Source organism: Pseudomonas sp. VS40 (assembly GCF_018587885.1).
Taxonomy (GTDB): Bacteria; Pseudomonadota; Gammaproteobacteria; order Pseudomonadales; family Pseudomonadaceae; genus Aquipseudomonas; species Aquipseudomonas pergaminensis.
Map to the genome: position 1 here is coordinate 607,717 of NZ_JAGYWD010000002.1, position 20,826 is coordinate 628,542.

The 20,826-nt window shown below is 55.7% G+C and carries 21 protein-coding genes and 1 pseudogene; 10 read left to right on the forward strand and 12 right to left on the reverse strand.

Going from position 1 to position 20,826, the window contains the following annotated elements; all coding sequences use genetic code 11:
* Positions 1 to 86: 86 nt before the first annotated feature.
* Genes KHP07_RS07790 through KHP07_RS07805 form a run of 4 tightly spaced genes read right to left on the reverse strand, consistent with a single transcriptional unit; the run spans position 87 to position 3,838 of the window.
* A complete protein-coding gene (locus KHP07_RS07790; RefSeq protein ID WP_214496943.1) occupies positions 87 to 1,046 on the reverse strand; it encodes an SdiA-regulated domain-containing protein in 960 nt (319 codons plus the stop codon).
* On the reverse strand, positions 1,043 to 2,479 hold the full coding sequence (locus KHP07_RS07795) for an ArnT family glycosyltransferase (protein WP_214496944.1): 1,437 nt from the start codon (positions 2,477 to 2,479) through the stop codon (positions 1,043 to 1,045). The genes KHP07_RS07790 and KHP07_RS07795 overlap by 4 nt, the downstream gene beginning before the upstream one ends.
* The gene (locus tag KHP07_RS07800; RefSeq protein ID WP_214496945.1) at positions 2,476 to 3,453 is read right to left on the reverse strand and encodes a glycosyltransferase family 2 protein; all 978 of its coding nucleotides are present in this window, start codon (positions 3,451 to 3,453) and stop codon (positions 2,476 to 2,478) included. The genes KHP07_RS07795 and KHP07_RS07800 overlap by 4 nt, the downstream gene beginning before the upstream one ends.
* Positions 3,419 to 3,838 (reverse strand): GtrA family protein, encoded by a 420-nt coding sequence (locus KHP07_RS07805; protein WP_214496946.1) that lies wholly within the window; start codon positions 3,836 to 3,838, stop codon positions 3,419 to 3,421. Before KHP07_RS07805 ends, KHP07_RS07800 begins: the two co-directional genes overlap by 35 nt.
* 368 nt (positions 3,839 to 4,206) lie before the next feature.
* Here KHP07_RS07805 and KHP07_RS07810 point away from each other — a divergent pair, with 368 nt between their 5' ends.
* The 6 genes and pseudogenes from KHP07_RS07810 (at position 4,207) to KHP07_RS07835 (ending at position 9,695) form a co-directional block, all read left to right on the forward strand.
* Entirely contained in the window at positions 4,207 to 4,884 is a 678-nt protein-coding gene (locus tag KHP07_RS07810; protein ID WP_214496947.1) for a response regulator transcription factor, read from the forward strand.
* Positions 4,868 to 6,079 (forward strand): sensor histidine kinase, encoded by a 1,212-nt coding sequence (locus KHP07_RS07815; RefSeq protein WP_078048595.1) that lies wholly within the window; start codon positions 4,868 to 4,870, stop codon positions 6,077 to 6,079. Before KHP07_RS07810 ends, KHP07_RS07815 begins: the two co-directional genes overlap by 17 nt.
* Before the next feature lie 147 nt (positions 6,080 to 6,226).
* Positions 6,227 to 6,994 (forward strand): cytochrome b, encoded by a 768-nt coding sequence (locus KHP07_RS07820; protein ID WP_214496948.1) that lies wholly within the window; start codon positions 6,227 to 6,229, stop codon positions 6,992 to 6,994.
* 392 nt (positions 6,995 to 7,386) lie between these two features.
* Complete coding sequence (locus tag KHP07_RS07825; RefSeq protein ID WP_214496949.1) at positions 7,387 to 7,866, forward strand: 2OG-Fe(II) oxygenase; 480 nt, start codon at positions 7,387 to 7,389, stop codon at positions 7,864 to 7,866.
* Positions 7,867 to 8,253: 387 nt separating this feature from the next.
* Positions 8,254 to 8,853 (forward strand): annotated as a pseudogene (locus KHP07_RS07830) (lipopolysaccharide kinase InaA family protein); the annotation flags it as partial.
* Between the two features lie 149 nt (positions 8,854 to 9,002).
* Positions 9,003 to 9,695, forward strand: a complete 693-nt coding sequence (locus KHP07_RS07835) for a class I SAM-dependent methyltransferase (RefSeq protein WP_149873237.1) — start codon at positions 9,003 to 9,005, stop codon at positions 9,693 to 9,695.
* A gap of 622 nt (positions 9,696 to 10,317) precedes the next feature.
* On the opposite strand, the gene KHP07_RS07840 is transcribed toward KHP07_RS07835, so the two are convergent.
* The 5 genes from KHP07_RS07840 to KHP07_RS07860 all read right to left on the reverse strand — a co-directional run bounded on the left by KHP07_RS07840 (position 10,318) and on the right by KHP07_RS07860 (position 15,344).
* The gene (locus KHP07_RS07840; protein WP_214496951.1) at positions 10,318 to 10,704 is read right to left on the reverse strand and encodes a DUF1090 family protein; all 387 of its coding nucleotides are present in this window, start codon (positions 10,702 to 10,704) and stop codon (positions 10,318 to 10,320) included.
* Positions 10,705 to 10,901: 197 nt separating this feature from the next.
* Complete coding sequence (locus KHP07_RS07845; RefSeq protein ID WP_078048589.1) at positions 10,902 to 11,156, reverse strand: hypothetical protein; 255 nt, start codon at positions 11,154 to 11,156, stop codon at positions 10,902 to 10,904.
* 99 nt (positions 11,157 to 11,255) lie between these two features.
* Positions 11,256 to 12,674 carry an efflux transporter outer membrane subunit gene (locus KHP07_RS07850; protein ID WP_214497082.1) on the reverse strand — a complete coding sequence of 473 codons (1,419 nt, stop codon included), beginning with the start codon at positions 12,672 to 12,674 and terminating at the stop codon, positions 11,256 to 11,258.
* A complete protein-coding gene (locus KHP07_RS07855) occupies positions 12,674 to 14,242 on the reverse strand; it encodes a DHA2 family efflux MFS transporter permease subunit (RefSeq protein WP_214496952.1) in 1,569 nt (522 codons plus the stop codon). Before KHP07_RS07855 ends, KHP07_RS07850 begins: the two co-directional genes overlap by 1 nt.
* Positions 14,235 to 15,344, reverse strand: coding sequence for an HlyD family secretion protein (locus KHP07_RS07860; protein WP_214496953.1), 1,110 nt, complete (start codon positions 15,342 to 15,344; stop codon positions 14,235 to 14,237). Before KHP07_RS07860 ends, KHP07_RS07855 begins: the two co-directional genes overlap by 8 nt.
* Before the next feature lie 99 nt (positions 15,345 to 15,443).
* Here KHP07_RS07860 and KHP07_RS07865 point away from each other — a divergent pair, with 99 nt between their 5' ends.
* Entirely contained in the window at positions 15,444 to 16,157 is a 714-nt protein-coding gene (locus KHP07_RS07865; protein WP_071488191.1) for a CerR family C-terminal domain-containing protein, read from the forward strand.
* A 14-nt stretch (positions 16,158 to 16,171) separates the two neighbouring features.
* On the opposite strand, the gene KHP07_RS07870 is transcribed toward KHP07_RS07865, so the two are convergent.
* The 3 genes from KHP07_RS07870 to gcvA all read right to left on the reverse strand — a co-directional run bounded on the left by KHP07_RS07870 (position 16,172) and on the right by gcvA (position 18,771).
* On the reverse strand, positions 16,172 to 16,933 hold the full coding sequence (locus KHP07_RS07870; RefSeq protein ID WP_214496954.1) for an SDR family oxidoreductase: 762 nt from the start codon (positions 16,931 to 16,933) through the stop codon (positions 16,172 to 16,174).
* Positions 16,934 to 16,962: 29 nt separating this feature from the next.
* Positions 16,963 to 17,790 (reverse strand): DMT family transporter, encoded by an 828-nt coding sequence (locus tag KHP07_RS07875; RefSeq protein WP_214496955.1) that lies wholly within the window; start codon positions 17,788 to 17,790, stop codon positions 16,963 to 16,965.
* Between the two features lie 75 nt (positions 17,791 to 17,865).
* Positions 17,866 to 18,771, reverse strand: coding sequence for a transcriptional regulator GcvA (gene gcvA, locus KHP07_RS07880; protein WP_214496956.1), 906 nt, complete (start codon positions 18,769 to 18,771; stop codon positions 17,866 to 17,868).
* 207 nt (positions 18,772 to 18,978) lie between these two features.
* Here gcvA and KHP07_RS07885 point away from each other — a divergent pair, with 207 nt between their 5' ends.
* The 3 genes from KHP07_RS07885 to KHP07_RS07895 all read left to right on the forward strand — a co-directional run bounded on the left by KHP07_RS07885 (position 18,979) and on the right by KHP07_RS07895 (position 20,602).
* Entirely contained in the window at positions 18,979 to 19,443 is a 465-nt protein-coding gene (locus KHP07_RS07885) for a hypothetical protein (RefSeq protein ID WP_028616267.1), read from the forward strand.
* A 123-nt stretch (positions 19,444 to 19,566) separates the two neighbouring features.
* On the forward strand, positions 19,567 to 19,725 hold the full coding sequence (locus KHP07_RS07890) for a hypothetical protein (RefSeq protein WP_177409453.1): 159 nt from the start codon (positions 19,567 to 19,569) through the stop codon (positions 19,723 to 19,725).
* Between the two features lie 268 nt (positions 19,726 to 19,993).
* Positions 19,994 to 20,602 carry a LysE family translocator gene (locus KHP07_RS07895; RefSeq protein ID WP_214496957.1) on the forward strand — a complete coding sequence of 203 codons (609 nt, stop codon included), beginning with the start codon at positions 19,994 to 19,996 and terminating at the stop codon, positions 20,600 to 20,602.
* Positions 20,603 to 20,826: the final 224 nt, after the last annotated feature.

Below are 20,826 nucleotides of genomic sequence, written 5' to 3' on the forward strand. Positions count from 1 at the left end.
TGCTGTTATCACAACATGATATTTGGCTAGTCCCGGCCCTCCGTTCAGAATTCCAGTTTGTTCGGCCAACGTCCTTGGATTGGATTTCAGTTAAATGACCGCGGGGCATCTGACACGTAGCGATATAGAAGGTTGGGTTCACTCACTAGTATGATTTCTCGATTTGGGCCCAGCGTCACACCTTCCGCTTGTGGAACGCTTTGATCCAGGCCATTGAGGCCTCCAGCGAGCTCCATGTAACTCACCTTGCCGTAAGCACTATCAAGTTCGACCAACAAACCTGACTGATCACTTAGTACCAGCAGATGTTGCGTTTGCCGATCATAGTGTAATGCTGAGATGTCGCTTACACGCAGGCGTCGAACTGTAAGGTAGGATGCGACTGTCTGGTCAAGCTGAGGACTCTGTAATTGATCGGGCGAGGTACTGATTCCCGCCACTTCGTAGAGGCGCATGGGCTTGTCCTCGCGTGAGGCGAACAATACTTTGCTCTCCGGATCAAATGCGATTCCTTCGAGCCCGCGATTGTTATGGGCCGAGGTATCCAGGCTTACCACTTGCAAATTATTGCGTGCAATCGGTTTGTCAAGACGAGTGAGCGGCAATGTGACCACGCTCTGCCGACGCTCCTCGCCAATAAGCAAATTGCCATTGCCGTCATAGGCGATGGCCTCTGGATCCTGAAAATCCGCTAGTTCATAACGCGCTTTGAGAGTGAAATCCTCAGTGTATTCATATAGTTGTGCCGGACTGTTGACCAGTACAAAGTAGCTCTTCAGTGCTGCTACATACACGATGTCTGAGGCGTTCAAATCAATGCCCGGAAGCTCAACGCGCTGGACAAAGCGGTAGTCAGGCAGCCAGACGCTGTGATTGCGCACTTGAATTGAAGTGGTAATAGCATGCCAATTCTGGGCGAGCGCATCAGCCATCTTGGAGTACTGGAAAAGGATTATTATCAGCAGCGCCACTAAGGATTTCCAGACAAAGGAAAAGCCTCTGCGCGGCACCAGTCTTTTGTGGGCGACAGTAGAGCGTTTGTTCATGAGTTTGGGACTTCCTTGAATGATAGGGACTCAGTCGGGACAGCCCGACAACGCAGCAACTGACTGGAATTGCTTTGTGCAATTGCACTGCAGCTCAACGATGCAGGCAGAGGATTTTTCAAATCGCGTAGCCGTCGCGAAAGGTAGAACATCTTGTCGTAAGGCAACTGCTCAACGGATTTGACGTTGCGCGCTTTACCGGCGCTGTAGAATTCGGCGGAATATGACCTGCGTCCCAGATAAAATAGCTGGCCAGGTTCGCTCGCATTGGCTCGGTTCCAGGTTTTCACTAAGTCCCGCTGGTTTTGCGGCCGAAGCTCAAGGTCACCGTGCATTACCAACAGAGTGCTCAGAACAGGTAGTACGAGGGCAATGCAAGCGATCGAAGCATCACCGATAACACGTCGATGATTAAGCGTGCTGGCCAATAGCAAAGCCCACGCTGGCAGCGCGGGAAGCACATAGGTCCAGAGAATATTACCGGCCATTGTGAAAAATATCGGCGTCGCCAAAGCCCAACACCAGAGAAAACCATTCAGGTGGGCACTGTCGCTTTCACGTTTTCCTCGACGTATAAAAAAAAACGGAATGAACAACGACCACGGGACCAGTGCTCCCATTAAATAGAGCCAAATGGTACCGAGAGGATGGGCGTGGGCATTTCCATAGAGATCGCCACTCCATTGACTAACTACATAACGTTTCCAGTGCTCGCCTATCAGGAAATAGTCAAGAAAACCCGGGGTCTTAAGCTCTGCAATTACATACCAAGGAAGAGCTATGAGCAGCATGACGAACAAGCCAGTGAACCACGGAAGCCGCCAGAACTGTCGCCATAGGCGCCAATAGGCAACCCAGGCGAATACGGGAATCGCAAACAGCACCAGAACAAGCGGTCCTTTTGCGATCAGGCCCAAGCCCAATCCGACAAAACCCAGTCGAGCAGAGTTGCGTTCGCCTCGACTGATGCCGTACCACAACCCGAAATGAGCCAGTAGTAGACCGAACGCCAGTGCCGGATCAGTGAGCACTACTCCTCCGGCCAAAAGGCCGAGGGTGCAACTGCAGTAGATAACCGCGGCGACCAGCCCAACTTCCAAACTCTGCTCTCGACGGCCGAAATGAACGATCAATGCACAACTGAGTACCTGCATCAGCCAGGCAGGTAGGCGCAGAGCAAACTCACTGACCCCCAGCCAATGCATACTTAATGCTTGAGTCCAGAACGACAGAGGCGGTTTGCCCCAAAAGGGTACGCCGTAGTCGAACATAGGAGTGGTCCAGTCTCCGAGTTCAAGCATCTTGCGCGCCATTTCGCCGTAACGCGCCTCTGAGGTATCCATCAGTGGGTACGCGCCGAGTCCTGCTAGCCGCAGTAAGAGGATGAACACCAGCACCGCCCACAACATATACATACGTGCGGGCGTTCTCATGAGTGAGTCCTTTGCTGAAAATTTCGTGCTAGCGGCTTATTTGTGATGCCCGTTTTTTTTTGCAGTACGTAATGCGGCCGACGTTTTACCTCCAGCAGGGTGGCTCCGAGGTATTCGCCTAACATTGACACCCCGATGCATAGCAGTCCGCTGACTGCCAGCAAGAGGTGAGTCACGGAAAAACTGCCGGCGGCCACCGCAGCGATCATCCAGCCGACGCACATTACAAAAGTCACCGCACTGACTAAGCTGTACCAGCGAAGTGGCTTGCGTGAGAATGCAAGCGCACCTTCAAGCGCCAGATCAAGTAGAGCTGGGTAATTCCACTTCGAGTTTCCCGCTACGCGAGCGGCACGTTCGTAAGGTAGTTCCACAGTGCGAAACCCCACCCAACCGACCAGGCCTTTGAACAGACTTAAGCGTTCTTCCATCGTTCTTAGGGCTGCCAGCGGCGCGGGACCAATCAGGCGAAAATCGCTGACTTCAGACGGTACTTGCCCGCGCGTCACCAGACCACGCATGACCCGGTAATACAGACCAGCAGTTAGCCGCTTCATTCTGCTATCACCATCGCGTCGTGTGCGTTGCATATTGACGACGTCATAACCTTGCTGCCAATGCTCAACCATTTGCGCAATCAACTCCGGCGGGTCTTGCAGGTCAGCGTCGATAAAGATTGCAGCCTGGCCGCGGGCGTGATCAATGCCGGCACGCATCGCAGCCTCTTTTCCGAAATTGCGGCTTAGGTGTAAGCAGCGTACCCAGTCGTTCAGCTCGAATTCATCTAAAAGATCATGAGTTCTATCGGTACTGCCATCGTTGATATAAAGCACCTCGCATGAAACGGGTAGCGAGCGAAACACCCGAGTAATACGTTGGTGAAATGCTTGGAGAACGCGCTCTTCCTGGTAGCACGGAACGATAACGCTCAGGCAAGGTTCAACGCCCTGAGCGAATGTGGGTGAGGTCGACATGGTTGTAAGTCCAGTAGCGATGGATGAAAAAACTGACCACGGTCAGGCCGCCTGTGATCAGCATTTGGGCGAAAAGGGGCGGTAGGCTTGTCCGCAGCAGCAGGGACATCAAAATTGCGTTGGCGAAATTGTGCGCGAGCGCCGCGTAGACAAACCTATATGGCTGCAAGCGTTTGCCGTTTTGCGCTACAAAACAGGCTTTGCGAGTCAGCCAGAAATTAACTACTGCTCCTACTGCAGCACCGCAGACACTGCCAAGCCAAGGCGCTCCTAGCATGAGCATCAGAATGAAAACGAGTTGATGGGCCAGAGTTGCGATGGCCCCAACGCCCAAGAACCGGCAGAGTAGGGCTGTGATGGTCGAAGTAGAGGGGAGAGTCGTCATAGGGACGATGCTATGCAGCGCAAGGTGAATCGGTTGTCAAACCGGGTCACATTTGTGTCACACGGACTTCGCTAGGTTACTGGCTAAACCCGTTAGGAACCTCGTAATGAAGTGGTACACAGCAGTGCTTTGCATACTTATGTTATTTCTGGCCAGTCATACTGGTCCGCTTGCGGTAAATAACATGGCGACTAGCCTGATGTTTACTCACGACGTACGAATGGTGGTTGCTACAGAAGCACCTAGCAGAAACCTGTCAGGTGTGGAATCCCGAAAGGGCGATGGGTGTACGCCTGACCCGTGCTCATCAGATCCGCTGGACGGCACTACACTGAATGCAAACACGCCGTGATATCTGGGGCTTAACCATGATTGATGTGCTGCTGGTGGAAGACGATCACACTTTGTCAGGCTCGCTTGCCGATTACTTGACGGAAGTAGGGTTTGAGGTTGATTTCGCTTTTGACGGGCAAGCGTGTCTGGAGCGCACGGTGCAACACCGTTACGACGCTATTGTAATGGACGTAACCATGCCAAGACTAAATGGACTGCACGCCTGCAAGGCACTGCGGAAGCGTCAGGATCAAACACCGATTCTTTTACTGACCGCCCGTGACACGCTGGCAGATAAATTGGATGGGTACGAAGCTGGGGCTGATGACTATCTTGTCAAACCCTTTGAGCCCCAGGAACTGGTGTGCCGGCTGCACGCATTGTTAAGGCGCGGTAAGTTGCCCGCTAATGTTGAGCAACAAAAGTGTGGGGAACTGCTAATCGATTTGAAGCAACACAAAGTTTATCGTGAGGGCGTCGCTATCGAATTGCAAACCGTGCCCATACGGCTGCTCTCATTATTGGCAGAGGCCGCGCCCAACGCTGTTAGCCGCAAAAAACTGGAAAATGCTTTGTGGCCGGATGAGTTGCCGGAAAGTGATCCATTACGCACGCATATCTATAGGTTGCGCCAAGTATTGGATCGCCCATTCAAGCGTGATTTGATCAAAACGGTCCACGGCAGGGGATATCGTCTTGCTATACCCGAATAAAACGTACTTCGCGCGGGTACTCTACACGCTACTACCATTCACAGTGCTCGTCGTTGCGCTGTACAGCGTCTTAGTGTTCACCTCGATTACGTTGACTGAAGATCATGTGGTGAATGGATATCTGGATCAAGAAGTTGAACGCTTTGAGCAGAGCTATATCAAGGATCCGGGAAACGCTATACTTCCGTCCACCAGCTACATACGTAGTTACTGGGAAAAGGATGTGCATCTGCCGTCGAATTACCGCGATCTGATACCAGGAAGTTATGAACTTATTGACGAGCGGACCCATGTCCGGGTGGTATATTTGGCGGCCGCGGGACAAAAACTCTACGTCGAACTGGATGAGTCTCAACTAAGTTCGTTAGACAGTCATACCAGTATGCTCTGCAGCATTATTTGGGCGATCGCGGGTCTGGTAGTCATCGCAGGTACCTTGATGGCAGTTATCGGTGCTCGCCATCTCGCTGCGCCCATTACACTTCTTGCCAATGCGGTTAGAGGAGGCTGGCAGGCAGATACCCGCTTACCTGGACATGAACGGCGCGACGAAATCGGGACGCTTAGTCGTGCGCTGACCGAGTTGATCGGACGCCTTCATGAAACGTTGGACCGTGAGCGTGCATTCACTCGACACGCCAGCCACGAATTGCGTACGCCATTGAGCGTGATGCGTAACAGCTTGGCGGTGTTGCGTCTGCCACAATGCAATGAAGATAAAGTAGCGCGCAACCTCGACCGCTTGGAACAGGCCAGCAGTGAAATGGAAACCATGGTGCAGCTGTTTCTTTATCTGGGTCGAGAGGATGAGCGTCTACCAATTCAGTCGGTGCCAATCTTGCCACTTGTTGAGGCTTGTCAACGAAAGTATGCGCGTCTAATTGAAAGCAAGCGGCAACACGTGAGCCTGGAGATCGATCCGCAATTAAGCATCGAGGCGCCGCCCAGCGCGCTTCAGGTCTTGATTAGTAACTTGATGGGTAATGCAGTAAACCACGGTGAGGATTTTGTAATGCTCCATGTGGATGCCTGCCATTTGAATATCTCCAACGGTGTTGGAAGCGGGCGAGCGCCATCACCTGGCTTCGGTTATGGTCTAGCTATAATTCAGCGGTTAAGTAATTACTGTGGTTGGCGACTGAGCATCAATCGCACTTTCAATTCCTTCAATGTGCGAGTGGACTTTAAAGATTAAGTCTGAATTGAAAGAAAAAAGTTTGCATGGCTTGAATTAAGAACTAACGCTCGGCATACGTGTCCGTTGTTTATATGGCGTACGAGTGTGGCTGGCTGTTGGGAAAATCCTTAGTGCAATACGCAGATCTAACCCCAGGAGGGTTTTATGAAAAAAGCATTTGACCAAACTACAACGCACTCGGTAAATAATGTGCCTGATGCGGCACAAATATATCACCGCTATATTAGGGGGCTTCATTGGATAATGGCCTTCGGTTTTGTATTGATGTGGCTAACGGGGGTTCTGGTGACTAATGTGGAGGGGGTGCCTTATTTTGTTGAGGAGGACCGTCAGGGCGCTATTCGCGATCTTCATAAATCGATCGGATTTACTCTGCTGGGACTTTTGATTGTCCGGATAGGACTGAAGCTCATCTTTTCGAGCCCTGCGATGCCTGGTGTCATATCGAAATTTCGTAAAGCGGGGGCCCGTTTAGGACATATAGCGCTCTATATCGTAATAGTGCTTGCTTGTCTAAGCGGTATCGCTATTGCGGACCTGCATGAGTACGGAAATGCCTATTTCGGCATTGAGCTGCCCCAAGTGTTCCCCACCCGCGAGTACCTTGCAGGATGGGCGAGTACGCCTTGGTCGTATATTTTGCACGCGGTATTGGCGTACACACTACTTTTTTTATGTGTAGGCCATATTCTTGCAGTTTGGCTACACAAACGTTCTCATTCGCTGGATTTACTTCCGCGCATGTACAAACGTTCCACCGAACGTCCACGTGCGATGGGACGGTTGATAAAAATTGCGGGCGTAACTGTTTTTATAGTAGTCACGTTCGCTGCGCGTGGATTCATGACCACTGGTGAACTTGAAGAACCTCGGGACTACAAAAACACGACTCCATTTACTAGTCGCGACTGATAAACGATCGCCGTGAGTTTTCTGGTTGTGATTTTAATTATAGTCACGCTACTCAGTGGTGTGATTCTATAAAAAAAGAGAATGCCATGTATATAAGTGCGCAGTTGCCGATCTCGCTTAACCCCGAGCGTTCGTTTGATTATGATAGTGTAAGGGCCTTTGGGCATGCGCTGTTAAGTACCTATAGGAATTCGAACCCATTTCCTCATTTGGTGGTTGATGATTGTCTGTCAGAATCGGTTATTAGAAAGGTATGTGCTAGTTTTCCTAGTAAGGGTGAATTAGAGCAATGTTTTGAGCAAGGCTACCTGGGATATCGTACACGCTGCGCAAGTCCTTACATGTGTGATTCGTATATTTCAAGATTTTTTTATTCATTGAATTCGGCTCCAATGCTGCAGTTCCTTGAAAGTCTAACCGGAATTAAGGGGCTGATTCCCGATCCCTATTTCTCTAATGGTGGGCTAATTGAAACTAGAAGCGGTGGATTTGTCGAGCCGCAATCCAATATTGGAGTTCATGAGATTCTAAATCTCCAGCCCAGGGTGAATATGATTATTTATCTGAATGAAGACTGGCGCGATGAATACGGCGGCGACCTGGAAATGTGGGGTTCAGGCTTGAGTCGATGTGTAAAGAGGATTTCGCCGAGCTATAATCGTTGTGTAATATTTAATTCGGAGAAAAATAGCTATCACGGACATCCGCAGGCGTTGCAAACACCTCTGGATGTCAGTCGTAGATCAATTCTAGTTAGCTATTATACTTCCGAGGTGGGCGCAAATGATTACGTAAGGACCCCTTTGGGTTTTCGATCAAAGAACTGGTTTAATATCATGAGTTATTTTCGGAGATTTACTGGCGGAATTTGATTTGTGCGTGCTGACTTCCTGTAATTGAAGCGTTAGCGTTGGAACAGATTTTCCTTTGCGTTGATTGTCTGGTTTAGTGAGGCGCGCGCTAAGCAAAGTCATTTGCGAGCAGTTGAATTTAATACGACAGTGGTAAGTGCCCACAGGTTTAGTCGTGATTTTTCTGGAGATGTAATCATTTAGAGAGTCAATAGTGCGCTTGTGCGAGCTCAGAAGCAGCCTTTAGTGCCTCTGCGAGATTTTACAGAAAAAAATGTCAAGTGAAACGCCCTAATCATGAAGAACGTCTTGAGTAAAAAAGATCCTAGATATATGAATTTAGGCCATTTGAATGGAGATTCTGGGTTGCTCTCGCTTCTTCAAGAGAGCCAGTTTGAGGTCCTGCATGCATTGAATCAAGCCGATGTTTTGCTTCACCAATGCCACCTTTACAAGAATGGTCGCTCAGCAACGGTGGGTATGGTCGAAGTGAATGGCCGGCAATTGGTAATTAAACGCTACAACATCAAGGGCTTTTTCCACTGGCTCAAGCGCTTCTGGCGCCCAAGCCGGGCTTGGTGCTCTTGGCGCGAAGCTAATCGGTTAAGTCTTCTAGGAATTCCTACACCTAAACCACTCGCGGTTCTGGAAAAACGGTTCTTCGGCCTACGTGGTCGCGCTTACTTGATAACAGAGTTTTTGTCCGGCCCAGATATCACGGAACGCTTCGCGCCCTATGTTAAGTGCGGTGGGGTACCGGAAAACGAGATATTGGCGCTTGAGCACCTTTTCGGCGAGTTGATCCGCTTTCGTATTAGCCACGGTGACCTCAAGGGGCATAACCTGCTGTGGGATGAGGACCGTTGGTCATTAATTGATTTGGACGCGATGTGCCAACACCGAAGTCTTGCGAGCTTTGCACCAGCATTTACTCGGGATCGTGCGCGTTTTATGCGCAACTGGCCGGTAGAAAGTGAACTGTACAAACTGATTGATAGTCGTTTACCTGTAAGCCCGAAGAGCAATGCAATCCACGATACTGCTTGTTCAAGGAAATACAATAACTACGCACATAAATTTTTTATTGAAGAAAAAAATAAATAAAGATATGAGGAAAGGGTGTTCGCGCATTATATTATTCGCGAGTCGATATTGCTTTGTTGTTGCATAACTTTTTGCTTTTAAATTATGAGGTTAATAAGTTAGGGGCTAATATGCCTAGATTTAGACGTTTGAAAGTGGTGAAGGCTGGTTTTTTGCAAGCGATTTCCAGTTTGTGGGATCGACTTATTATTCGCAGAGCTCTATTACTGGCTGGCGAGCCAAAGTTTGTACTCGATTCACCTTGTGGTGACGGTCAGTTGTGGCCGATACTGGCAGAGAAAGCCTATCGTCGAATTTATGCCGCAGATGACTCTTCCGAAAAATTAGTGAGTGCTTGGAATAAAAATTCTTCGAAAGTTGTCGAGAGAGTACGCATCTTTCACTCATCGGCTTGTACCATAGATCTTCCTGGCGAGTCGGTTGATTGTATTCTTTCAATGCAGCCTTTCCACTCATATTGTGGTCGCCCTACCAATTCACGTAGGTTGTTAGAGTTTCACCGAATCACGCGTGACTCCCTAATCCTTGCCGTTGAAGTCGAACGAAAACCTGGTTTTTTCAGCCAGATACGAGGCTTTGATCGAAGCAAAGGAAATGCTGACGCTTCAAAATCAATTTCATTTTCGCAAATTGAAGACGGGTTTCTACTAGCTGGATTTACAATTCAAAGATTTATTGTGAGATTGCCACCATTTGATATGCGCCGAACCTATATTTTGAGAAAGTGTGAAGCTGATATCAAGTAAACCGTTTAGGGCTAATTTGATGCATTCGTCAGTACTTACGTGTACGACTTTTGATTTGACGTTATCACATGATCAAGCCAAGCTTAAATTATATCCACGCTCTGCCGTAAATTACGATTTCAGTTGGTCTAACGAGGTGATTCGATTTTTTAAAATTCTCAGTGATTTGGAACTAGGTAGCGGAAACGAGACAGACTTTTTCCTAACAAATGAGCGTCTGCTTCTGGCCGATATCTGCCTGTCTTCTTACGCGGTCGGCGAGTTGTGTAAAGCGACTGTGAGTACTCTAGCCAACCAATATTGGATCAAAAATCAGTTCCGCAATGAAAAATGAGCGTCGCGAAAGCAAAGGTCTCCAGCCTTTTTGACGAATTACAGTTGCGGAAATTTATTTTTGTTAAGTGTTTGATTTATATGTGTTTTATTTCGGATTGCAAATCTGCCTACGCCGGTTCGATTCCGACCTCGGCCTCCACTCTTGAAAGCCCCGTAGATTAACGTCTACGGGGTTTTTTATTGTCTGGGCGAAAGTACGGGCGTGCCGATCAAGGTTTTTGCATGGTCCGTCCCGCAGGCGTAGAAAAGCCCGCAATTGCGGGCCTCTCGCACACGACTTTCCGGCTTATTTAAACAGCCCACCGATTGCATTGATCGCATCCGCTGCCTTGTTCACGTTTTGTTGGTGCTGCGGGTTGGTATTCACTTGGGCCTGGGTGTTGTAACTGGCGTTACTGCAGCTCTTGTTTGTCTGGGTCAGCGCAGCTTGATAGGCGGTTGCGCGCAAGGTATCGCCCTTGGCATTGGCTGCATTGATGTTCGCCTGCAGGTCGCGGACCTGTTGCTGGCAGGAGGAGGCGTTATTGGAGTAATTGGTGTTATTAGTGGTGTTGTTTGCACCACCCAGAGCAGAGGACAGAGCCCCCGTCAGGGCACTCAAGTCAGCGGCTTGTGCGGATAGGGCGATCAGACTGAACAGGGCGGTGGATGGAGCGAGCTTGGAAAGACGCATGGCAAACCTCAATGTTTTATTGTCTGCACGCGCGTGGCTCCCGAGCTGGTGCAGAGCAATATCCGTATAAAGGTGTGTGCTCGGTTGCGGCAAAATACTATTTGGTCAAATTTTGAGCTTCAATGTTCAACGTCAATAAATGTGAATTCTTTCACGTTGTTCGTCGGCGGCGCGCCATTGGGATATGCCCTCTGTGATTACAGGATTTCAGACCTGGCGATGCGCTGGTCTTTCACCTCACCTGCATAAGCGTGAAGCCTTTCCTGTTGCGCTGCCAGCAACGCGCAGATTTTCATCAGCGCCAGCGCCTCATCCGGCGTGCGACCGCTGGCGGCCAAAGCGGTCAACTCAACCACCGACCACCCAATCACAGCGGCGGCGTCCTCAAGGTCGTAGAACAATTCCTGCTGTGCCGTTCTGGGGCCGTCGAGCCCCTGGATCAATTCTTTCATTTATTGCCCCTCCCGCTTCAGGTCAAACCCCATGATATCCATCCCGATCTCCGCCAGATCGGTCTTGAATGGAATTGCTCCCATCAAACGCCTGATGTTTCACAACGTCCAGCCCAGCCCCAATGCCTTGTGCAGTGAAGCAAAATCCTTGAGTAACTCCGCGTCCCCGGAAATCCGGCTCTCCTGGGCCTGGTAGCGGGTACGCTCCGCATCCAGCCAATCCAGGGTGCTGGCGGTGCCGGCTCGGTAGCGCTGGCGGGTCAGGTCCGCCGCGCGTACCGCCGAGGACTCCACACTGCGCAACAGCACTACGTTCTGGCGTTGATGGCCGTACCGCGCCAGGGCCACATCGGCGTCGCGCAGCGCACTCAGTACCACACTTTTGTACTGCGCGAGCGCTTCGTCGCGACCGGCTTCGGCGCCTTTGACGCTGGCGGCCACGCGGCCGAAGTCCAGCGCGTTCCAGGTCAGGCGCGGCAGGATCAGCCAGGTGCCGTTGTCCTTGCGGGCGAGGTGGCCGGGATCGCCGGCGGAGAATGACAGGTCGCCCATCAGGCTGAGCTTGGGAAACCAGTCGGCGGTTTTCTCGCCGATCTGCGCGTTGCTGGAGGCCAGTTTGCGTTCGGCGACGCGGATGTCGGGGCGGGCCTTGAGCAGGGTGGCGGGGTCGGCCACGGGCACTACGCCGGGGATGGCGGGCAGGGCCTTGGCGATGGCGAGGCGGCTGTCCAGTTCACCGGGTTCCTGGCCGCAGAGCAGACCGAGCTGATCCAGGGATTCAACGATGGCGGCTTGCAAGGGCAGGCGTTGGGCCTGGGTGTTTTCGGCCTGGGTGAGGACTTGTTCGAGTTGCAGCTGTGAGGCCACGCCGCGACTGCGGCGTTGCTGGGTCAGGTCAAGGGCCTGGTTTTCGATGTCGACACTGGCGTCGACCAAGGCCAGTCGCGCTTGCTGGTCGCGCAGGTCGGTGTAGGCCTGCACCACTTCGGCCGCCAGTTGCACCTGGGCGTCGGCCAGTTGTGCCTGGGCCGCATCGGCTTCGGCCTGCGCCGCTTCGACTGCGCGGCGCGTGCCGCCGAACAGGTCGGCTTCCCAGCTGGCGTCGAAGCCGGCGAGGTAGAGCGTCAGTGGGCCTCGTCCGCCACCACCGCCGCCGAGTGCGGAGGTGTCGGGTGAGCGCAGTTTTAGCATCGCCGCGTCGCCGGTGACTTTGGGCATGGCGTCGGCACGCGCACCGCTGAGGCTCGCGCGGGATTGCTTCAAGCGTGCCTGGGCGGTGGCGATATCCGGGCTGTTTTTGAGTGCCATGTCGACCAGCTCATTGAGTTGCGGGTCATTCAGTGTTCGCCACCACTGCGCCACAGCCGGCGTGCTGGGGGTTTGGCTGTCGGCATGGGGCAAGCGCCCGGCGGCCAGGGTTTTGGGCGCGGTATCGGGCGCGCCTTGGTAATCCGGGCCTACGGTGCAGGCGGACAGCAGGCCGACGGTCAGGAGCGGGAGCAAAGAGCGAGCAAGAATCATGGCTGTACCGTGCGCTTTTTGAGGATGAAGATCAGGGGCAGGCACGCCAGCATTGCGAGTCCCAGTACATAAAACGAGTCGTTATAGGCCATCACTGACGCTTGCCGCGCGATGTCATTGGCCAGTTGAGCCATGGCTTGCAACGAGGCGGTGGAGGCGTCGCCGGTTTGTGCCAGGTAGCTGGCGGTGTTGCTGGCGATCTGGTCCTGGGTCAATTGGCTATTGGCCAGGATGCCCTCGCGCAGCCGGTCGTCATGGAAGTGACTGCGCCGGTCCATCAACACCCCGAGCAACGCCAGGCCGATGGTGCCGCCGAGGTTGCGCGACATGTTGTAGAGCCCGGCCGCATCGCCGGCGTCCTTGGTGTCGACCGAGCGCATGGACAACTGGCTGAGGGGCATCATCACCAGGATCTGCCCGAAGCCGCGCAGCAGTTGTGACCAGATAAAGTCATGGCCGACGCTGTCGGCGGTCAACAGGGTGTCTACAAAGCAACTGGCCCAGTACAGCAGCAGGCCTGCGCCGACCATCCAGCGCAGGTCGTAGCGGCCGAGCATCCTGGGCAGGATCGGCATCAGCAGGAATGCAGGAATGCCCGACAACAACATGATCGAGCCGGACTGTTGCGCGTTGTAGCCGGACAGAATCCCGAGAAATTGCGGCACCAGATACGCCGTGCCATACAGCCCCGCACCCACCGCCGTACCGATCAGCAACACGCTGCCAAAGCTTTTGTTGAGCACCAGTGGCAAGCGCAGGATCGGGGTACTGGAGCGCAATTGCCCCACGGCAATCAGGAAAAAACCGGTGACCGTGGCAATGCTCAGCCACACGATCAGCAGCGAATCGAACCAGTGCTCGCGCTGGCCTTCTTCGAGTACCACGGTCAGCGAACTCAAGCCCATGGCCAGCCCCAGAATGCCCAGCCAATCCGCGCTGATAAAGCGTTGCAGGTTCATGCGCTCGCTGGGCAGGCCGGTGATCAGCAGGGTAATCAGCGCGATGCTGATGGGCAGGTTGAGAAAGAAGCACCAGCGCCAGTTGATGTTTTCCGTCAGCCAGCCGCCGATCACTGGGCCGAGCAACGGGCCGAGGATCACGGTCATGCCGAACATCGTGGTGCCAATGGCGAGTTGATGCGGTGGCAGGCGCGTGCGCACGATGGTCTGGGCGGTGGGGATCATTGCGCCACCGGCGAAGCCCTGGCCGATGCGCCCGGCGATCATCGCGCCGAGGCTGGTGGACAGGCCGCAGAACATCGAGAACAGGGTGAACATCAACGCGGTGCCGATCAGGAACCGGCGCAGGCCGAACACCCGGGTCAGCCAGGCGGCGAGGGGGATCATGACGATTTCCGACATCAGGTAGCCGGTAGCTATCCAGGTGCCCTCGGTACCGGTGGCGCCGATCTGGCCCTGGATCTGTGGCAAGGCCGAGTTGGTGATCGACACATCCAGGGTGGCCAGGAGTGCGCCCAATGCACCGGCGGCGACAGCAATCCAGTCGGTCAGCGAGGCGTTGCGCGGTTTCTCGGCGGCCACCCCGGCCATGATCGCCTCAGCCATGGTTGGCGTCCGCAGCGTGGGTGCGGGTGTCGACTTCGACGGTGGCCGACAGGCCAGGCATCAACGCGGCCCGCAGGTCGTCCGGCACGTCCAGGGCGATGCGTACCGGTACGCGCTGCACGATCTTGGTGAAGTTGCCGGTGGCGTTCGACGGCGGCAGCAAGGCGAACTGCGCGCCGGTGCCGGGGGCCAGGCTGTCGATGTGACCTTGCAGGTCGCGGCCGGGCAGGGCGTCCACGTGCACGGTGACGGTCTGGCCGGGGCGCATGCCACCGATCTGGGTTTCCTTGTAGTTGGCGGTCAGGTAGATCGCGCTGATCGGCACCACCGTCAGCAACCGGGTGCCGGGTTGCACGTACTGGCCCACGCGCACGCCCCGGTCGGCCACGCGACCGTCCAGCGGGCTGCGGATGACGGCGTCGTCCACGTCCAATTGGCTTTGCGCCTCGCTGGCCTTGGCCACGCCCAGTTGCGCCTGGGCCTGCTTTAGCTGGGCTTGGAGCGTGCCGTAGCGGGTCTGGCTGGAGCGCAGCGCCGCCTGTTTGGCCGCCACCGTGCTGCGCGCTTGTGCCAGTTGGTTGTTCAGTTGCGCCAGGCGTTCTTCTGGTTCGGCGCCGGAGCGGGCCAGTGGCGCGTAGCGCGCGACTTCGGTCTGCGCATGCCGCGCATCGGCTTCGGCGCCCTGCAACTGGGCACGGGCTTCGGCGATGGTCGAGTCCTGCTGCACCAGGTCGGCCTGGGCCTTGGCGTAGTCGGCGTTGCGCGCGGCAATGGTCGCGGACGCTTCGTCACTCACCGCCTGGTACTTGCGCGCATCCCGGCGCACCAGCACATCGCCGCGCTTGACGTTCTGGTTGTCGCTCACCAGCACTTCGGCCACGTAGCCATTGATCTTGGGCGCCACGCTGATGCTGTCGGCTTGCAGGTAGGCATCGTCGGTGGTCTCGATGAAGCGCCCGGTGATCCACCACCAAGCGGCCCATGACACACCGACCAATAGAGCAATGCCGGCCAGGCTGAGCAGGATGCGTCGGGCTTTACCGCGTTGACCGTTGACGGTTTCTTCAGGCATGACCTGAGGGGAGGGAGGTGCAGCCGACATCGAGGTCACTCCAGATTTATAACAGGTGGAATAAATTCCTTTTTTCGCGAATTTTTGTCAACTGGTATATTTTGGTCCGGTATTCGAATGGAGCTGCACATGGCACGACACAAACCTGCCGCCGAGGGTGGCTACCAGCGCGGCGAAGAAACCCGCGCCCGCATTATCGAGGCGGCCGTCGAGGTATTCGGCGCGCGTGGCTACGATGGCGCGTCCACGCGTGATATCGCCACGGCTGCGGGCGTCAACGCACCTGCGATCCAGTACTACTTCGATGGCAAGGAAGGCGTGTACCTGGCGTGCGTCGAGCACTTGATCACGCTGCTGTGGCGCAAGATGTCGCCGCCGGTGGAGGCGGCGGAAAGCGTGCTGGCCGATGCCGATTCCGGCGACAACGCGCTGATCGACGCCTCGCTGGGCATCCTGGGCACCGTGGTTTCAACCATCCAGGACAGCCCGCAAACCACGGCATGGCGTGCGTTCATGGATCGCCACCAGGCCGGCTTGTGCCCGCAAAGCGCAACGATGGCGTTCGAGGAGCGTTTCAAGGCGCGTATTGCGCGGGTCATCCGCCAACTGATCGCACGCGTGGCCGGCCTGGCGCTGGAGGATGAGCGCACGGTGATCCATTCCATGGCGCTGTTTACCCAGGGCCTGGCGTTCCGCATCCAGAAGCCCAAGCTGCTGGAGGCGTTGAAGTGGAGCGAAGTGAACCAGAAGGAAATGGAACAGGTACGGGAGGTGGTGCTGATGCAAGCGCGGTTCACCCTGGAAGGGCTGGCCCGGCACCGGGACCAGCACGCCTCCCGTTAATCGGCGGTTACCGCCTACTTGCCGCCTGTCACATCCAGAAAGGTCCCGGTGATGAACGACGCTTCCTTACCGGCCAGCCACAGGATAGCGCGGGCCACCTCTTCGGGTTCGCCGCCACGGCCCATGGGAATGCTGTCCTTGACCCGATCCACACGCCCCGGTTCGCCGCCGCTGGCGTGCATATCGGTGTAGATGTGCCCAGGCCGTACGCAGTTGACGCGTATGCCTTCGCGCGCGACTTCCTTGGACAGCCCGGTGGTGAACGTCTCCAGGGCACCCTTGGAGGCGGCGTAATCGACATACTCGTTCGGGCTGCCCAGCCGGGCGGAGGCCGAGGACACGTTGATCACGCTGCCACCCTTGCCATTGTGGCGCAGCGACATGCGTTTCACCGCGTGCTGCGCGCACAGCATCGGGCCGATGGCATTGATCGCGAAGATGCGCTGCATGCGGGCAAAGTCGAGGTCTTCAAAGCGTGACTGCAGGGCAATGATCGCGGCATTGTTGACCAGCACATCGATACGGCCAAACGTCTGGTCAATGGCTGCGAACAGCTGCGCGACCTGTCCGGGGTCCGCACTATCGGCGCGGATGGCCAGGGCGCGGCGCCCCAACGCTTGCACATCCGCCACCACGCCGAGCGCGGCCGCCTCGTTGCTGACGTAGCTGATCGCGACATCGTAGCCTTGCGCCGCTGCAAGGCGCGCGGTTGCCGCGCCGACACCGCGGCTGCCGCCGGTAATCAGAATCAGCGGTGTCGAAGACACAGTACTCATTGCTTGAACCTCCTTTGAGGGGTGAACGATCAGCCTATCAGCATCGTGCCGGTCGCAATGACCACGCACGCCAGGACTTTGCGGACGGTCAGCGACTCGCCCAAAAACAAATAACCTATCAATGCCGCGAACAGCACGCTGGTTTCGCGCAGGGCCGAAACGGCGCCCATCGGCGCGTGGGACATGGCGTAAATGACGATGCCGTAGGCCAGGAGGGACACAAGCCCCCCGATCAAGGCTGTGATGACACCGGGGCGCGGGGCGAAGAGGCTGCGTGTATCGCGCAGGCCGATGTACACCAGGGGCATCAATACGCCCCAGAGCGCACACATCCATACGGTGTAGGCCATCGGTGCGCCGGACAGCCTCGCGCCAACACCGTCCGTGACGCTGTAGGCCGCGATGAAAAACCCCGTGCCCAGGGCGTAGGGCAGGCTGGGCACCGCCAGTCTGCGCTGTCTGAAGGCCAGAGAAATAATGCCGCCGGATACCAGCACGATGCCGATGAGAGCGTTCGTGCTGACCGTTTCACCGGCAAACACCAAGGCGCAAAGCGTGATCAGAATGGGTGAGGACCCGCGGGCGATCGGGTACGTCTGCCCCAGGTCGCCCACCTTGTAGCTTCGCACCAGGAACAGGTTATAGCCCACGTGCAACACGCCCGACAGGACAGCGTAGGGCCAGCTGGCTGGCGCGGGAGGGGCGAGAAACACGGCGATGACACTGCTGGCGATGGCGACCGCCACGCACATCATGGTCATTGACCACAGCCTGTCGGCGCCGACACGCAACAATGCGTTCCAGCTGGCATGCAAGAGGGCGGCGAAGAGGATGAGTAGAACGATGGGTAAAGGCATGCGCCATGTTAAACACCGCAAGGGCGTGTTTAACAGCGAAGTCCTTTCATCCTGTCATGAGTGATTGTTCATGTATCACTGATAATTTTGCTGTGCCTGCATCGACTCGGCCAACAGCCAGTTACGAAAGCTGATGATGTGTGGCTGGGTTTCAATCCCTTTGGGGCAGACAAAGTAGTAGCCGACCGGCGACGCGAACGGCAGCTCAAACAGCCTGATCAGGCGACCGTCATTGATTTCAGCTTCAACGTGGCCGCTTCGCGCCAGCGCAATACCTTGGCCCAGCAGCGCCGCCTCGATGGTCATGTTGGTGTCAGCGAACCTGACACTTTCCTTGAGTGGCGCAATGCTGACGCCGATATGTTCGAACCAGGCTTCCCACTTGGGCACCAGGTCTGCACCGTCGCGCGTCAGCAGCGGGTAACGCAGCAGCTCAGCGGGCTCGTGGGGCGCGCCGAAACGGTTGAGCAGATCCGGGCTGGCCACTGGGAAGATCTGCTCGCGGAGCATGAATTCCGAGTGCAGGCCGGGATAATTGCCGTTGCCCAGCCGGATGGCCACATCCGGGTCTGAGCTGGAGAACTTGATGGCCTTGTCGCTGGTCTCCAGCGTAATCAGGATTTCCGGATGTTGCTGCGACAGGCTGGGCAACCTGGGCAGCAGCCATTTCAAGGCAAACGAATACGTGGTGCTGACCTTCAGGCGAACCCGGCCTTTTTGTTCCCTGAGGTCAGCCAGCGTGACCTCAAGGTTCATGAAAAACTCGCGCACAATGGGCGCCAGTGCGGCCCCGGCCGGGGTCAGCCGCAACGCCTTGCCGCGCTGGAACAGCTGCAGGCCCCACAGGTCCTCGAGGTGCTTGAGTTGGTGGCTGACGGCGCTCTGGGTCACATGCAGCTCTTCTGAGGCCGATGTGAACGTCGCGTGCCGGGTCGCTACTTCGAAAGCTCGCAGCGTGGCGGTGGGCGGTAGATCTCTCATGACTGGGGTCCGGGTCGGGGGCTGGCAATTAATCAGCATGAATACAGGTTCATGGTAATGGATTGGCAGGCTTTCACAGAAGCCGCAGACCATGGCCTTGTGAATTGTTGTGAAGCACAGATTAATGGCCCATTGCCCATGCTAACGTCGGCGCCAGGCTATCGTCAGCACGACGATTTCATTCGTACCTTCAGGGGAGCAGCGCCGATGTCTACTACCGTAACGCCCGCCGGCAGCGGGGCAAACACGCCTAAAGCGTCACCTTCGGCGTTCGATGACAAGTTGAACATTGCCAAGTCCAGCAAAGTGATTGCCGACTATATGCGCCAGACCGGCAAGTCGGCCATCACCAAGCAGGAGCTGACCCAGTTGGCCAACAATGCCTCGGGCAAAGTGCCTGCCGAGGTGTCCGATGCTGCCAAGTACATGGAGCGTCACCCCGATGTGTTCACCGCCATCGAAACCCACGACGTGGCCGGTGCCGATAACCTGTCGGGCGTGTGGAACTTCGACTGGGCGGCCAACGGTGGGCTGAAAGGCACCGCCACCGATGCCATTGCCAAGATGCAGGATACATTCGATTTTGCGATCGCCAAGTCGGCGCAAATCACCGAAATCAGCACTGCCAAAAAAGCCGAGCTGGACTCGACCAAACAGCGGCCGCAGAACTGACGGCAGCTTGTACCGCCGGGCTTACAAACCCTACCAACAGGTTACACGATAGCCGTGACGCACTTGAGTTTGCACTGTCATACCCAGCGAGAAGTCAATCTCGTCAAGTAAGAGAGTGTGGTCATGAAGTTGAGTTATGTAACCAAGGCGGCAGTGGTTGTCGCGCTGTTGTCGACCTTGTCGGGCTGCTGGATGTTCATGCCTCCCGGTGGTGGCGGCGGCGGTGGTCATGGTGGCGGGCACGGTCAGGGCGGCGGCCCTGGCGGTGGCGGCCCGCGCTGACGGGTAGAAACTGGAGGCAAGCCTTGATGAAGGGCTTGCCTCTTTTTTTGCCTGCGATAAACCCCAGGCAAAGAAAAGCCCGCGTGGGGAGCGCGGGCTAAAAGGATGTTCATTAGGAGCTGGATTCACCATAGGCCTTCATCTGTGAAAGGTTTGTGAAAGCCTTGGTAAAAAAGTGTATGCCTCAATCTGCCCATGGCTGTATGGGGCAGGGCGGTCGTTAACCCTCTACTGTCGCAGGCATACCACCCCGTTCGGATGCCGCTTCATGATCATGTCTACCAGCCTGTTGTCAGCCTTTGTACTGTTCGCTTTTGTATCTTCGATCACACCGGGGCCCAATAACACCATGTTGCTCGCCTCGGGCGTGAACTTCGGCTTCCGCCGCTCGATGCCCCATGCCCTGGGGATCAGTATCGGCTTCATGCTGCTGGTGATCTCGGTCGGCCTGGGATTGGGCGAGGTGTTCAAGGTCTTCCCATGGGCCTACACGTTGTTGCGTTACGTGGGGGCGGCGTACTTGCTGTACCTGGCGTGGAAGATCGCGACGGCGGGCTGTATGTCCGACAGCAATGACGCGCATGGCAAGCCCATGACCTTCCTCGGCGCGGCGGCGTTCCAGTGGGTGAACCCCAAGGCCTGGATCATGGCGCTGGGGGCCATCACCACCTATACGCCGGCTGAAGGCTACGTCACCAATGTGCTGGTGATTGCACTGGTGTTTGCCGTGGTCAACCTGCCCAGTGTATGCGTGTGGGTCGGCTGTGGCAGCGGCTTGCGCAACGTGTTGCGTGAACCCCGCTGGTTGCGGCTGTTCAATTGGTCGATGGCGGCGTTGCTGGTGCTGTCACTGTACCCGATGCTGTTTGTCAGCTAAGGGCCGCTTCAAACCGGTGAGATGGTTGCCAGCAGGCCGATGCCGATGGTGAGTACCAAAAAGCCGAACAGGAAAAGTGCCATCTTGGTCATAAGGCCTCCTAAGGGAAGGGGGTGGGGATGGCGCTATTGTCCGTCCAGGCGGCTTTTCGATACAGATGCAGATGGCAAAGAAAAAACCGTATCAGATACGCTTGCGACTGTTCTGCCGGGGGCTTTGAAGGG